The sequence below is a fragment of the Streptomyces violaceus genome (assembly GCF_036014075.1).
Taxonomy (GTDB): domain Bacteria; phylum Actinomycetota; class Actinomycetes; order Streptomycetales; family Streptomycetaceae; genus Streptomyces; species Streptomyces violaceus.
Genome location: NZ_CP107911.1, coordinates 6,406,950 through 6,421,193 on the forward strand (window position 1 = coordinate 6,406,950; position 14,244 = coordinate 6,421,193).

The window sequence follows — 14,244 nt, forward strand, 5'->3', positions numbered from 1 at the left end:
CGACCAATCATGTCGGCGACTGACTCCGCCGCTGCGTCCCCGAGCCACAGCGGCGAACACCCCCGGAGCCGGGAGACCGCCAGGAAGGCGGCGGGCGAGCCCCTGTTCGTCCTGGACCGGCTGCCCGACGACGTCCTGTACGCGCGACTGCTGCGGGCCCGTGGCCCGCACTCCACGGTCCGGGTGGACCGCGACCTGCTCGCCCTGATGCCCGGGGTGCTCGCGGTACTCGGCCCCGAGGACGACCCCGGGGTGCGCTACACCGCCAACCCGCACGGAGGGCGCGAGGACATGGCGGTGTTCACCGCCGAGGCCAGGTTCGCCGGGGACGTGGTCGGTGCGGTGGTCGCGCGCACCCGGACCGAGGCCCGCGCCGCCGCAGCGGCGGCCGGAGCCGTTCTCGAAGAAGAACTGCCAGCCGTTCTGACGGTCAATCAGGCCCGGGCCGGCGGCGCACCCCCCGCCCACCGGGACTTCGCCGCGGAGGGCAATCTTCTGGCCGCACTCGCCTTCGGCGTACCGGAGGAGCAGGTCGAGGCGGCGCTGGCCGCCAGCGCGCATGTCTTCGACGCGACGTACCACTCCGACGCCACGGCCCACGCCTTCCTCGAACCGGTGGCCGCTGCCGCCGAGTTCACTGCGGACGGCCGCTGCCGGGTGTGGTCCAACACCCAGTGCCCGGTCCTCAGCCGGGGTATCCTCGCCCGCCTCCTGGGCCTTGCCGACGACGACGTCCACTACGAATCGGTCGCCATCGGCGGCTCGTTCGGAGGCAAGGAGGAGTTCCTCGTCGATGCCGTGGCCGGACTCTGCAGCCGCGCGGTCGGCGGCCGGGCCGTGGTGGTGGAGACCGACCGGGCGGAGATGACCGGAGCCTTCCGGCTGCGCCACCCCTTCGCGGTGCGCGTGGTCACCGGCTGCGACCGGGCCGGACGGATCACCGCCCGGCGCATCCACGCGGTTTCCGAGGGCGGCCCCTACTCCCTGCACAGCCCCGCCGTACTGGCCAACGGCCTGACTCTGGCTCTGTCCATGTACCCCGTTGCCGACGCGCGCGCCACCGGCGAGTGCGTGACCCTCAACCGGACGCCGGGAGGCGCCTACAGGGGCTACGGCGCCCCCCAGGTGATCTTCGCCGTCGAGTCGCAGCTGGACGAGATGTCGTCTGCCCTCGGGATCGACCCCGTCACACTGCGGGAACGCAACTCCCTGCGGCCGGGCGGACTCGACCCTGTGCACGGCTGGCCCGCCGCGTCCTACAACGTACTCGGATGCCTGGCCGAGGTCCGGGCGCTGCCACCGCTGGACCGGCGCACCGACAGCCCACGGCTTCGGCGTGGCCGCGGGGTCGCGTCGCTCGCCAACGTGTCTGGTGTGACCGGCGCCGCGGGCATCGACGAGGCCACCGCGCGCTGTTCGGTGCGCGGTGGACGCCTGGTCGTGACAACCGCCTGCCCGGACGTGGGCCAAGGCCTGCACGCCCTGCTGGCGGGAGTCGCGGCGGAGGAGACCGGGGTGCCCCTCGCCCTGGTGGACGTGGAGCTTGATGCCCGCGGCCGGGACCGCGGCATCTACGCCTCACGCGGAACCTACCTCAGCGCCAACGCCGCCGCGCTCGCTGCCCGCGAGCTCATGTACCAACTCCCGCAAGCGACAGGCCCGATGAAGTTCGTGCCCGCCGAGTGGGAGGGCTACTGCGCCGAGGCCACCTTCCGGGCACCTGACAACGCGCTGGTAGCCGGGGCCCAGGTCGCCGACATCGAGGTGGACACCGCGACCGGGCGGATCCGCGTGCTCAAGGTGACCTCCGTGCACGACCTTGGCCGGCTGATGCAGCCGGATGCGGCGCGTGAACAGGTCGTGGGCGGGGTCGTGCAGGGACTGGGCAGCACGCTCACCGAAGCCCTCCCGTTCGCCGCCGACGGTTCCCCGTGCGAGACGACGCTGTTCGGGCTCGGAGTGCCTACAGCGACCTGGCCCGTCGAGGTCGACGCCGTCTTCCCACAGGAACCGCACCACCCGTCAGGCCCACTCGGAGCCAAGGGCGTCGGCGAGTCACCGCTCATCGGAATCGCCGCGGCCGTCTCGGCGGCCGTGTACGACGCGGTGGGTGTACGGCTGCGGCAGACCCCGTTCACACCGGAGAGGATCTGGCGCGCCCTGCGCGAACAGGACCCGACCGCCTCGCCGGGGGCCCGGGTGGCCGACCGTACGGAAGAGACAGGTGCAGGGAGTATGGAAACAGTGCGGCGCAAGCCGTTCGGTCTGGTCGTCCACGGCAACCCGTTCGGCTGGGGCAGCATGGGCAAGATCTGCCATGTGCTCGACCGGCTGCCCGAGGCGCGGGCGGTACTGCTCGGAGAGAGCCTGGGCCACGAGATCGTCCGGGAGGGCGCCCTCGAAGGCTCGTACCCCGGAGTGAAGGATCTGGGCGGGCCCGACGCGGCAGAGATCCTGGCGCGCCACGACATCGATGTGGCGCTGGTCGCCAACGATCCCGAAGGCGCCGACCGGCTGGCCTCTCTGGGGATCCCCGTGGTGTTCATGGACAGCCTGCCGTTCCTGTGGACGGCGGCGGATCCGATGCCCGCGAAGGCCGCCGCGTACTGCGCGCAACAGACCCTCGAACTGCCTGTCGCCGCCGGGGAACCCCTGCGCCGGGTCCAACCCATCCATTGGGTGGGAGCGATCCTGCCGAGCAGGTCACGCACGGTGGAACGGGACCCGGACCGGGTCGTCATCAATGTGGGCGGCCTGGAGTCGCCGTTCGGCAGCAACCTCGGCCACAGCTATCTGCGGGCCGTTCTGCCACCGTTGCTTGAGGCGCTGACCGAGCAGTCGGACACCGCCGAGATCCACCTGTGCGGCAACGTCAGTTGGGAAGGGCTCAAGACCCTCGGGATCAGCACCGACCGTCTCACCTCGGTGGGCATCCGCACCGCCGACGAGTTCGACCGACTGGTCGCGGGCAGCGGACTCGCGATCACCTCGCCCGGGCTGACGACCCTCCTCCAGCTGCTCGCACACGGCACACGCGTGGTGACGCTGCCGCCGCAGAACGTCAGCCAGGTTCTCAACGCCCGTACGTTCTGGACCGGTCAGCCCCGCTCGTGCCACATGAACTGGGCCCAGGGCGTCATCGACTGGCCCCGCTTCCAGGACCTGCGCGCCCAGGGCGAGGAGGCCACGGTCCGGTACATGTACGAGCGGATCCGCGCCGCCGCCGACGACTTGTCCCTGCACCCGCTCCTGAGCACAGAGGCCCACAACGCGGTGCGCGCCGCCCAGTTGGGCGCCCCCGAGCCGCTCCTGCTCGACCTGCTCGGGGCCGAGGGCGCCACCGAGGTGGCCGACACCATCCGGGCTCAGGTGGACGCCACCCGGAGCAGCCGCACCCCATGAAGCCCACCCGTCGCGACGCCCGAGCAGGGGCCGGTGCCCAGGTACCGGCCCCTGCCCGGGGTGCCACCGTATGGCTAGGTCCGGTCGTCCTTCGCCTCGGCGGCCTCTTCCGCCTCGGTGCCGGACTCCTCCGCTTCGGCAGCGGCCTCATCCTCTTCGGCGGCGGGCGGTTCCACGAAACGATCGCGGACCAGGTGCCCGAAGACGGTCACGGCCAGGGCAGCCACCGCTGCCGTGCCGAATATCGCCGAGGTGCCCAGAGGCTCGGCCATGAGTCCGGCCACCTGGCTGCCGGCCGCCATGCCGATGGCGTTGGCAGTCATCACCCAGGTGAAGGCCTCGGCCAGAGTCCGCTTCGGCGCCAGCCGGCCGACCAGCATGAACTCCATGGCACTCAGCGGCGCGATGGAAACACCGCCGACCGCCAGGGCCACGCCCAGGCTCCAGTTGTCCCACGCCAGAGCGGCGATCCCGAGGCCCACCGCGAAGGCGAGCAGACCCCAGGTGAGCTGGTGCTCGACGGGAGCGGTGAACTTGCGCCGCCCGTACCAGACCCCGCCGAGCGCGCTGCCGATGCCGGAGCAGGCGTACAGCACACCGGCGGCGTTCGCGGAGCCGTAGTCCTCGGCAGCCGCCGGAACGGCCAGGTTGAACATGCCGAGGGCGAACGTACAGCCGGCGAGGACCACGAAGAGCAGAACAAGACTGCGCGATCGCAGCGGTCCCGCCCAGTCGCGTTTGACGTCACCAGTGACGGCCAACTCCCTTCCGGCCTTGGTGAACGAGAGGCCGACCGCACCGAGGCAGGCGATCACGGCGCCGACCAGGATGGCGGTGCCCGCGGAGAAGTAGGCGATCAGCAGGCTCAGCAGCAGCGGGCCGGTGATGACGAACACCTCGGCGAGCACCGCCTCCATGGCGTACGCCGCCTGGCGCTCGGACTCCTTGGTCAGCCATGTCCCCCACAGCGCCCGGATCGCGCCGCTGACCGGCGGGATGGCGCCGCCCGCGAGCAGCGCCCACACCAGCGTCACGCCGATGCGGTCGGGCAGGCTGTACACCAGGCCGACGAGCAGCACGGGGAACAGCACACCGGTGATGGGCAGGACGATGCGCTGACCGCGCCGGTCGACCTCGCGCGCGATGAACGGGCCGAACGCGGCGCCACCGACGGTATAGGCGGCGAGGACCAGACCGGCCGTGGCGTAGCTGCCGGTGCGGTCGGCCACGTAGAGCACCAGGCCGAGACTGACGAGGTACAGCGGCATGCGGCCCAGCGCACTCCACACGACCGGGGCGCGGACGTCAGGGTTGCGGAAGAACGCCGCGAACCCGGCCGACTTCTGCCCTTTTTCTGTGTCGCTCATGGGGCTTTCTCTACCTCGAATTCGAATTCGCCGAGCACGTTCTCCATGCGGCTCGCGGTCTCCTCGACGGTTTCACCCTCCACATGCACATACCCTGATGACGCATTGGATGCACGGCGTGGATCGACAACATCACCGACGGCGAACCTGAGCTTTCCGCCGAGGACACCGGGCATGCGTTTCAGTTCGTCCAGTCCCGTCATACGGGTAATACGTCCTGCCGAGATGGGGAGCAGCAGGTCACCCACACAGCGCTTCTGCGTGTAAGGAAGTTCCGGCGAGCGCCCCAGATAAGTGTCAAGTGTGACAGAGAAAATGTCGAAGCCGTGCGACAATCCGTGATTGGTCGGAATCTCGCAACCCGCCAGACGGGCTCCTATTTCACTCATGTGGAAAGAGCCGTCCATGGAGAGGAAAAACTCCATGTGTAGATAGCCGTGATCGATACGCATGCCATCGACCAACTTCTGGGTGATTCTCTTGACATCCACCGGAAGTTCGGTCGGCTCCGCTATCGTCACATTCGCATTCATGGCGCCGGCCACGGTCTCCAGCAATGCGGCAGGCGTCCACGAAGGCCATGCATCGAGCACCACGCCACCGGCGACCACGGCACAGAGCTGGTATTCCTTGCCGGTCAGGAACTCCTCGACCATCCATTCCCGTCGCCCCAGATCGGGCAACTGCGACAACTCCTCCGGCGTTTCCAGCTTGTAGGTGTCGATGGACGCGAAGGAATCGACCGGCTTCACGATGAGCGGCCAGCCGTACTCCTCCCCGAACGCCTCGATCTGCTCGAGTGTGGCGACCTCCCGGTACTGCGCACAGGGGATCCCGAGCTCCTGGAAACGTGCCTTCATCTGCGGCTTCCTCCGGACCCATCCGACCTGCAGGTCGTCAAGGTGCGGCAGCCCGACCAGGCCGGCAAACCGCTGGGAGACCTCCTGGAGCGGTTCATGAGGATTGCAGAAGTAACCCGGAGGGCGCTCTTGAGTTACGACCCATGAGCGATAGCGAGCGGCTTCCTCCTCCAGCGGAACATCCGCCCGCACGACGAAAGTCGGCAGATGTTTCGTGCCATCGAGATAATCCTTCGGCAGGGCGTCTGCCCACGGCTCGAAACGCAGCAGGAAGACATCCACATCGGTGCGCGAGATGACGTAGTCGGTAAAGCTCCCCGGGCGGTCGTCCACGAGCAGCAGACCCGGTCTTCCGATGGCTAGTTCGCCCATTACCCCCTCCTTCTCACTCGCCATCCGTCAGCAGTCCTGGCGAGCATCAGCACATTCTGCCCGACCCTACCGGAGATTGTCACCCTCCAATCCACGCGCCCGATGTGGTGGAATTCTGGGACGACTTGGACATCCGGCGGTACAGCCCTCCACGCGCACGAGGTACGACCCCATCCGGAGCGATAAGTCAACCCTTGCCGAGAGGGCTTTGTGGACGTATCTTGACATCGCTTCCCGCCGCTTCCGCGGGACGGCGGGCGCGCCGCAACCGACGAAGAAGTCAGGTTCAAGATTTCTGGGGGGATCGAAAGTGCCGCAGCATGCTGCCGTTATAAACTACGACCTTTCAAGCGCTGAGGTCACGCAGATAGAAGAGCTCGTTGCGGACTTGATCAGCGACGGTTCCGCCCCAGCGTCACCCGAATTCAATGACAATATCTGGCGCCACATTAACTGTCTCCCTGACGGGCTCCGTCAATTCTTGCAGAACTTCCGGCGCAACGAGCCGGCCGCAGCCTGCATCGTGGACGGCTTCCCCGTGTCCGATGTCGCGGTCGGACCCACCCCCCTGCACTGGCGCGACGCCGCGGCCGGCGACTCCACTCGCCGCGAGGAGTGCTACCTCGCCCTGCTGACCGCCTGCCTGGGCGATGTCTTCGGCTGGTCCACACTCCAGGCCGGTCGGCTGCTGCACAACGTGCTCCCCGTCCCGGGCGAAGAGAGCCAGCAGAGCGGCCACGGCAGCGACGTGCTCCTGGAGTGGCACACCGAAGACGGGTTCCACCCGTACCGCTGCGACTATTTGGGCCTGTTCGGCGTGCGCAACCACGACAAGGTGCCCACCACCTTCGCGTGCGTCACGCACGTGGAAATCTCCGAGGCGGACCGCGCCGTCCTGTTCGGCAAGCGCTTCCTGATCCTTCCCGACGAGGAGCACCTGCGGCAATTGGAACAGACCGACCCCGACTCGGCCGCGCTGCGCCGACTGCGCACCATGCGGGACGAACCGGAGCCGGTGGCCGTCCTGTTCGGCGCAGAGGACGATCCGTACCTGCGGATCGACCCGTACTTCATGTCGTGCGTCAGCGGGGACGACGAGGCCGAACAGGCCCTGAAGCGGCTGGTCGCCGAGTTGGAACGAGTCCAGCAGGACATCGTGGTGACCGCGGGTGCCACCCTGTTCATCGACAACTACCGGGCCGTGCACGGCCGCAGATCCTTTGTCTCGCGCTACGACGGCACCGACCGCTGGCTCAAGAAGTCAGTCTCGACGAGAGACTTGCGCCGCTCGCGCGACATGCGCCGCTCGGTCACCGACCGCGTCCTGGCCTGACCCCCGGCCGCCCCATCCCGACGTCTTTGTGAGGCCCCACAGTGCTGCCCGACTGGACCGCTTGGCACGACGACTGGAGCGCCCCCGGTGCGACCGCCTCGGCGACCTTCCGCGGGCTGCTCGCCCTGGTCGTCCTGCTGGCCGCCTTTGAACCGGTCAAGGAGCTCAACCCGCAACTGAGCTGGCGCGAAGGCACATTCGGGTTTCGCTTCGGTCGGCGGATTGTCACTCCGGGAGCACGGGCCGCGCTGGCCTCCGTACTCGTGGTCGCCGCCGCGCTGTTCACCGCGGACCTGTTCACGGTGGCCGCACTGGTGGTGATCACGGCCGTGTTCACCGTCCTCGCGGTGGTCTACCTCTCGCAGGAGTTCGCAGGGTACGTCACCGAAGAGGACGACGGCACCAAGAAATTCAAGGTGCACCACCATCTGCACCTGCTGGGCATGGCGTTGCTCTCGGCAGCCGCCTGCGGCGTCGTGGCGCTGCTCGAGGGCCACGCAATGGAGCCCCGCATCGTCACCCTGCGGATCGCGCAGGGCATGTGGGGAGCCATCGCGGCGCACTACTTCGTCTCCGCGGTGTCCAAGGTCCGCAAGCGAGGCCTGCGGTGGCCCGACCGCAGGCTCTTCCCGTTCTACATCACACTGTTCGCCCGCTACCGGGCCGGCGACGGCAAGTCCGTCGAGGAGAAGGGGCTGCCCTGGTTCCTCGTGCGCAACCCCAAGTGGGGCGTGCTGCTGCTGTGGATCGCGCTCCTGATGGAGTTCAGCACCCCGCTCATCCTCCTGGGGTCCGGGCCACGCCTGGTCCTGTGCGCCTGCCTGGTGCTGTTCCACCTCAGCACACTGTGGTTGCTCGCGGTCGACTTCCGCGAGAACGCGATGATCGCGGCGGTGGCCCTGCTACCGGTCCCGTACCTCGCCGACAGTCTTACCAGCCTGAGCCTGGCCCCGTTGCCCTGGGCGGTCTTCGCCGTGTGCGTCGTGCTGTCGCTGGCCTTCGACGACCGGATCTATCCGTTCTCCAACCTGCCGATGTTCGCCGCGGCCTACCGGCCGATCTCGGTGGTCACGCTGCGCTCGGCCGACGGCAGCGTTCGCTACGACACACCCAAGTACGCACACTGCCCCACCACGGGCCTGTCCCGCGAGTACGCGGCGGCCGAATCCGAGGGACAGGGGCTCGGCGAGTTCCTGGAACGGGTGCGCGAGCGAACCGCGCACCAGAATCCGCCGCTCCCCGCCGACGCCTTTCTGTGGGCCGAGGTCGTTGACGTGACTCCGACAGGCCGGGTCGTCACCTCTGAGGCACCTCTGACACGAGTGCAACCCGAAGCCCGTGCCCACTAGGCACGGGGCGACACAACTGGCTTCTTGGCCCTGCGGTTCGTGTTCGGCCCCTGCGGCTACTGACAAGAACTGTCGTGTGACGACTCAGGACTTCCTTGGCGTGGCGTTCTCGGGACAGTCCCGCCTGTGGGGTCTCCTCGGCTCTGCGATCGTGGCGAGGGGCGGGGATGGCCGGCGGCTAGGACCGGCTGGTCGACCAGCGGAACTGGTGGTCGAGGTCGCCGGGTGGGACAGGGCGCGTCAGTCGATCTACGCGTGGAAGGACAGGCATGCCGTAGGGCATTGGGTGCCGGCCTAGCGTAATGGACCGTCTTGTAATGGACAGATTCCGCTACTGAATTTATGGCGTATTTGTGGCCATTTTTAGGAGTATCTTCCGGGCCAGGGGATGCGCTTCTGAATCCCAAGCCTCCGAGCGTCAGACCGCGTTCGAGATCTGGCGTGCCAGGTGGGTGCGTGGTCGTTGAGCCTCTCGTGAGCGGTGCTGGGGGAGAATTATCCGTCGGACTTGACGGACGGGCAGTGTGGGCGTTGAACCCCGGATACCGCGCCCGCTCCACCTCCACCGCGACGGACCCACCGCCCTCCCCCGTAGAGCAGACGACAGAAAGCTCACAGGGAGGGGAGAGCAGGAAGTGGCAGGGCACAGGGGCGGGCGTGTCAGAGGTGCGGCGGCCGCAGTGGTGGCGATGGTGGCGCTCACCGCGTCGCAGGCGCCGGGGGCGGTGTCGGCGCGGGCCTCCGTACCGGCGGCCGGTCAGGCGCTCGCCGAGGACGGACCGAGCGTGTCCGGGGACGCGCCGTACCAGGCCGAGCTGCCGCCGCTGCGGACCGGGAAGCGTGCGGGAGCCGAGGCGGCGGCGCAGGAGGTGGGCGGTGCGCTGCCTGCGAGCGTGTTCGCCGCCTATCGGCGGGCCGAGGAACGGCTCGCGCGCGAGGCGCCCGGCTGCCGGCTGCGCTGGCAGCTGCTGGCGGCGATCGGGCAGGTGGAGTCGGGGCAGGCGCGCGGTGGCAGGGTGGCGTCGGACGGTACGACCGTCGCGCCGATCCTCGGGCCGCGGCTGGACGGCGTGGCCTTCGCGTTGATCCGGGACACCGACGGCGGCGCCCACGACGGGGACTCGGCGTACGACCGAGCGGTCGGGCCGATGCAGTTCATCCCGTCGACCTGGGCCCGCTGGGGCGCGGACGGCAACGGCGACGGGCGTACGGATCCGAACAACGTCTTCGACGCGGCACTCGCCGCCGGACGGTATCTGTGTGCCGGTGGCCGGGACCTGTCCGTTCCCGCCCAGCTGGACAGCGCGATCCTCGGCTACAACCACTCGGCGGCCTATCTGCGCACGGTCAGGGCCTGGTACGCGTACTTCCTGGAAGGACACCGGGTGGTGCCGGACGGCTCTGCCGGGGCCGTCCCCGGGTCCTCCTCCGCGCGGCCTGAGCCGTCGCGGTCCCCCTCGGAGTCGAAGGAGCCCTCGCCGACACCCTCCGCCCGGCCGAGTGCCCCGCCGTCTCGCACTCCGGCGACCCCTGCCTCCCCGGCTCTGACCAGAACCCGCCCGGCCACCGACCCCGAGAAGCCGGACGAGCCACGACTCCCCGCCCCCGACCCGGACTTGGAGCCCCCCCGCCCCCGACCTGCTGCCCAGCGGCGCCCCGCTCACCAGTAACAGCGCGGACTCGATGACCGTCTCCCCCTCCACAACCGCCGATACTGGGCGGTAATGTCGCCCCCCGCCGGACAGCACGAGACCGGTGGGCGAGCGGCGAAGGGGCTCTCATGGCGACGGACATGCCTGTGGACATGGCCGCAGAGACACCTGCGGAGGTGACCGCGGCCGACGAGCGGTGGCGGCGCATGTGGAGTCACCGCGAGCACTTGCTCAAGGTGGCCCGGCGCAGGTCGATGAGCCCGGAGGATGCCGAGGACGCGGTGCACGAGGCGATGCTGCGCGCCGCCGAGCGGCCCGACCTGGACGAGGAGCGGCTCGCGGCCTGGCTGACGACGGTGACGATGCGGCTGTGCGTCGACCGCTACCGGCAGGTGAACCGCGAGGCCGAGGTGCGCACCAGCCCCACGCTCATCGCCCCCGGTCCGGTGCCCGTCGAGGAGGCGGTGTGCGACCGGGCCGAGGCGAAATGGCTGGCGGTGCGCAGTGGTGAGCTGCCCGCGCGGCAGGCCGAGGCGCTGCGGCTGAAGTCGGAGGACCTGGACGTCGGACAGGTCGCCGTCCGGATGGGGCTCAGCTACCGGACCGTCGAGTCGCTGCTGGCCCGGGCCCGGCGGACGCTGCGGCAGTCGCTGTCCGCCACGCTCGGGTTCGCGCTGTTCCTGATCGGGTGGGGACGGCCGCGCGGAGTCGGCAGGGCGCAGACCGTGGCGGTCGCCTCGACGGCGGCGTCCCTGGCGGTGGCGGGGTTCGTGCTGCCGTACGCCCTCGACGGCAGCGGAGGCGGGGGCGGTGCGGCGCCTCGGCCCGCCGTCGCCTCTCCGGGTGCGGAGGCGGTGCGGCCGGACGGGAGTGGCGGGGATCGTACGCCTCGGGGGGAGGGCCCCACGGCTGCGGCAGCCGAGCGCGGAGCGGCCGAGGCCCCCGCTGGCGAATCGTTCCTCCCACTGTCGGTCCCGTCGGTCCCGTCGCTGCCGGAGGTGCCGGGCGTTCCGGAGGTCCCAGTGGCGCCGCTGCCCGCGCTGTCCGCGCCGGAGGTCCCGCACGTGCCCGGCCTCCCGACGCCGCCCGACGTCACCGACCTGCCGGTGGAGCCCTCCGCCGTGTCGACGGACACGGCGGTCCCGGCGCCCCCGGCGGTCCCGGAGACCCCGGCGTCTCCGGACGCTCCCGCCACACCGTCCCCCTCGCTCCCCGTACCCACGCCGAGCCCGCTTCCGTAGCGCCCGGAAACTCGCCCGGAGACCTGTCCGGCAACCCACCCGGAAACCCGCCCGAAAAAAATCCCCCACTCGAGCGACGGACCCCCCACCCCTCCCCGTAGAGCAGATGTCAGAGCTGCTGGAACTGCTCCACGGGCTGAAGGGTGGACCGGATGGGTGTCGAGATCTGTGTGGAAGGGCTGACCAAGTCCTTCGGTCACCAGGTCATCTGGCAGGACGTCTCGCTGACGCTGCCCGCCGGGGAGGTCTCGGTCATGCTCGGCCCCTCCGGCACGGGCAAGTCGGTGTTCCTCAAGACGCTCGTCGGCCTGCTCAAGCCGGAGCGCGGCTCCATCACGATCCAGGGCCGGGACATCACCAGGCTCCGCGAGCACGACCTGTACGAGGTGCGCAAGCTGTTCGGCGTGCTGTTCCAGGACGGGGCGCTGTTCGGCTCGATGAACCTGTACGACAACATCGCCTTCCCGCTGCGCGAGCACACCCGTAAGTCCGAGAGCGAGATCCGGCGCATCGTGCTGGAGAAGATGGACATGGTCGGGCTGATCGGCGCGGAGGGGAAGCTGCCCGGCGAGATCTCCGGCGGGATGCGCAAGCGCGCCGGGCTGGCCCGGGCCCTCGTCCTCGACCCGGAGATCATCCTCTTCGACGAACCCGACTCGGGCCTCGACCCGGTCCGCGTCGCCTACCTCAACCAGCTCATCGTCGACCTCAACGCCCAGATCGACGCGACCTTCCTGATCGTCACGCACGACATCGCCTCGGCCCGCCAGGTGCCGGACAACATCGGGCTGCTGTTCCGCCGCGAGCTGGTGATGTTCGGGCCGCGCGAGGAACTGCTGGCCAGCGACGAGCCCGTCGTACGGCAGTTCCTGAACGGCCGGATGCAGGGCCCGATCGGCATGGCGGAGGAGAAGGACGCGGCGCAGGTCGAGCAGGAGCTCGCGCAGATCGACGACAGCGCGCCCGTTCACGAGCCGGCTCCACGCCTGCTGCCGGGGCCGGGCATCTCCCGATCACCCCGCTGGGAGGCCATCGCCCGGCGCGAGGCGGCGCTGCTCCAGAAGGAGGTGGCCGGCGCGTGAGCCTGTCACCGGTGGGAGCGCTGCGGCACTCGGGCAGCCTCTTCGCGATGGCGCTGGACGTTGTCCGGACGATTCCGCGACGGCCCTTCCAGGCGCGGGAGTTCATCCAGCAGACGTGGTTCGTCGCGAGCGTCACCATCCTGCCGACGGCCCTGGTGTCGATCCCCTTCGGAGCGGTGATCGCGCTGCAGATCGGCAGCCTGACACGGCAGCTCGGCGCCCAGTCCTTCTCCGGGGCCGCCTCCGTGCTCGCCGTGCTGCGCGAGGCCTCGCCGATCGTCACCGCGCTGCTGATCGCGGGCGCCGGCGGCACGGCGATCTGCGCCGACCTCGGGGCGCGGAAGATCCGCGACGAGATCGACGCGATGCAGGTGCTGGGCATCGACCCCATCCACCGCCTCGTCGTCCCCCGTGTGCTGGCGTCGATGCTGGTGGCGGTGCTGCTCAACGGCCTGGTGTCGGTGGTCGGCGTGGCGGGCGGCTACTTCTTCAACGTCGTTCTCCAGAACGGCACCCCGGGCGCCTACCTGGCCTCCTTCACCACGCTCGCCCAGCTCTCCGACCTGTGGGCGGCCGAGGTCAAGGCGCTGGTGTTCGGCGCGATCGCCGGGATCGTCGCCTCCTACAAGGGGCTGACCGCGAAGGGCGGACCCAAGGGTGTGGGCGACGCGGTGAACCAGTCGGTGGTGATCACCTTCATGTTGCTGTTCGTGACCAACTTCGTGATGACCGCGGTGTACTTCCAGGTCGTCCCCCAGAGGGGTTAGCCGATGAGACTCGTCGACCGCCCACTGAAGTCCCTGGAGGCGCTGGGCAGCCAGCTCTCCTTCTACGGCCGCTCGCTGGCCTGGACCGGCCGCACGCTGCGGCGCTACAAGAAGGAGATCCTGCGGCTGCTCGCCGAGGTGAGCTTCGGCCGGGGCGCGCTCGCCGTCGTGGGCGGCACGGTCGGGGTGATCGCCTTCCTGTCGTTCTTCACCGGCACGGAAGTGGGGTTGCAGGGCTACGCCGCGCTCAACCAGCTCGGCACCTCCAACTTCGTGGCGTTCCTCTCGGCGTACTTCAACACCCGTGAGATCGCCCCGCTGGTGGCCGGGCTCGCGCTCTCCGCGACCGTCGGCGCCGGGTTCACCGCCCAGCTCGGCGCGATGCGCATCAGCGAGGAGACCGACGCGCTGGAGGTCATGGGCGTGCCCTCGCTGCCGTTCCTCGTGACGACGCGGATGATCGCCGGGTTCGTGGCCGTCATCCCGCTGTACGTGATCGGCCTGCTGTCCTCGTACCTGGCCGCCCGCACCATCACCACCGGCTACTACGGGCAGTCCACGGGCACCTACGACCACTACTTCCAGCAGTACCTGCCCCCGGTGGACGTCCTGTGGTCCTTCGGGAAGGTGCTGGTCTTCGCCGTTCTGATCATCCTGGTGCACTGCTTCTACGGCTACTACGCGAGCGGCGGCCCGGCGGGCGTCGGCGTCGCGGTGGGCCGTGCCGTGCGCACCTCGATCGTGGCGATCAACGTCCTGGACTTCTTCCTGTCGCTGGCGATTTGGGGCGCCAGCACGACCGTACGGATCGCGGGGTGA

10 protein-coding genes are annotated in these 14,244 nt (G+C 69.6%); 8 read left to right on the forward strand and 2 right to left on the reverse strand.

All coding sequences use genetic code 11. The features are described 5' to 3' along the window. Positions 1-9 precede the first annotated feature (9 nt). Positions 10-3,402, forward strand: coding sequence for a molybdopterin cofactor-binding domain-containing protein (locus tag OG542_RS28875; RefSeq protein ID WP_328414557.1), 3,393 nt, complete (start codon positions 10-12; stop codon positions 3,400-3,402). Between the two features lie 74 nt (positions 3,403-3,476). Here OG542_RS28875 and OG542_RS28880 read toward each other — a convergent pair whose 3' ends face one another. Both OG542_RS28880 and OG542_RS28885 read right to left on the reverse strand, forming a co-directional pair. Further along, a complete protein-coding gene (locus OG542_RS28880) occupies positions 3,477-4,769 on the reverse strand; it encodes an MFS transporter (RefSeq protein ID WP_328414559.1) in 1,293 nt (430 codons plus the stop codon). Beyond that, the gene (locus OG542_RS28885; protein ID WP_328414561.1) at positions 4,766-6,001 is read right to left on the reverse strand and encodes an ATP-grasp domain-containing protein; all 1,236 of its coding nucleotides are present in this window, start codon (positions 5,999-6,001) and stop codon (positions 4,766-4,768) included. The genes OG542_RS28880 and OG542_RS28885 overlap by 4 nt, the downstream gene beginning before the upstream one ends. A 310-nt stretch (positions 6,002-6,311) precedes the next feature. Between OG542_RS28885 and gntD the strand changes: the two genes are divergently transcribed. The 7 genes from gntD (at position 6,312) to OG542_RS28920 (ending at position 14,244) form a co-directional block, all read left to right on the forward strand. After that, entirely contained in the window at positions 6,312-7,334 is a 1,023-nt protein-coding gene (gene gntD / locus OG542_RS28890; RefSeq protein ID WP_328414563.1) for a guanitoxin biosynthesis L-enduracididine beta-hydroxylase GntD, read from the forward strand. Between the two features lie 41 nt (positions 7,335-7,375). Further along, positions 7,376-8,683, forward strand: a complete 1,308-nt coding sequence (locus OG542_RS28895; protein WP_328414565.1) for a hypothetical protein — start codon at positions 7,376-7,378, stop codon at positions 8,681-8,683. Between the two features lie 635 nt (positions 8,684-9,318). After that, positions 9,319-10,353: a lytic transglycosylase domain-containing protein gene (locus tag OG542_RS28900; RefSeq protein ID WP_328414567.1), complete on the forward strand. Its 1,035-nt coding sequence runs from the start codon at positions 9,319-9,321 to the stop codon at positions 10,351-10,353. Positions 10,354-10,463: 110 nt separating this feature from the next. Further along, a complete protein-coding gene (locus OG542_RS28905) occupies positions 10,464-11,576 on the forward strand; it encodes a sigma-70 family RNA polymerase sigma factor (RefSeq protein ID WP_328414569.1) in 1,113 nt (370 codons plus the stop codon). A gap of 152 nt (positions 11,577-11,728) precedes the next feature. Then, positions 11,729-12,658: an ABC transporter ATP-binding protein gene (locus tag OG542_RS28910; protein WP_328414571.1), complete on the forward strand. Its 930-nt coding sequence runs from the start codon at positions 11,729-11,731 to the stop codon at positions 12,656-12,658. Further along, positions 12,655-13,425, forward strand: a complete 771-nt coding sequence (locus OG542_RS28915) for an MlaE family ABC transporter permease (protein WP_010036858.1) — start codon at positions 12,655-12,657, stop codon at positions 13,423-13,425. Before OG542_RS28910 ends, OG542_RS28915 begins: the two co-directional genes overlap by 4 nt. A 3-nt stretch (positions 13,426-13,428) precedes the next feature. Then, complete coding sequence (locus OG542_RS28920) at positions 13,429-14,244, forward strand: MlaE family ABC transporter permease (protein WP_328414573.1); 816 nt, start codon at positions 13,429-13,431, stop codon at positions 14,242-14,244.